A 218-nucleotide genomic window follows, 5' to 3' on the forward strand; every position below is an offset into this window, starting at 1 on the left:
TGCGGTGGTCGAGATGGTGATGGAAGATCCGCACTGCGCCGGGCACACCGTCTGGCTGGCGCAAAAAAGAGGTTAATCGCCGCGAAAGGTTTTACGCCATTCAGCCGGGCTGACGCCGAAGCGGGATTTAAAATGCTGCCGCCAGGTGACGGGCGACTGAAAACCAACCTGTTCGGCGATGCGTTCAACGGGTAACTGACTGGACTCCAGCAGGATCT

Annotated in this window: 1 protein-coding gene and 1 pseudogene; one reads left to right on the forward strand and one right to left on the reverse strand. The window is 58.3% G+C overall.

All coding sequences use genetic code 11. The annotated features are described in order from the left end of the window. Window positions 1-76 (forward strand): annotated as a pseudogene (locus FDX22_RS32710) (SAM-dependent methyltransferase); the annotation flags it as partial. On the opposite strand, the gene FDX22_RS20735 reads toward FDX22_RS32710, so the two are convergent. Next, window positions 73-218, reverse strand: a 146-nt coding sequence (locus FDX22_RS20735) for a helix-turn-helix domain-containing protein (protein WP_146717708.1), incomplete at its 5' end; no start/stop codon positions are given. The pseudogene FDX22_RS32710 and the gene FDX22_RS20735 sit on opposite strands and share 4 nt — an antisense overlap.

This window comes from Citrobacter sp. TBCS-14, from assembly GCF_005280805.1.
Classification (GTDB): domain Bacteria; phylum Pseudomonadota; class Gammaproteobacteria; order Enterobacterales; family Enterobacteriaceae; genus Citrobacter; species Citrobacter gillenii.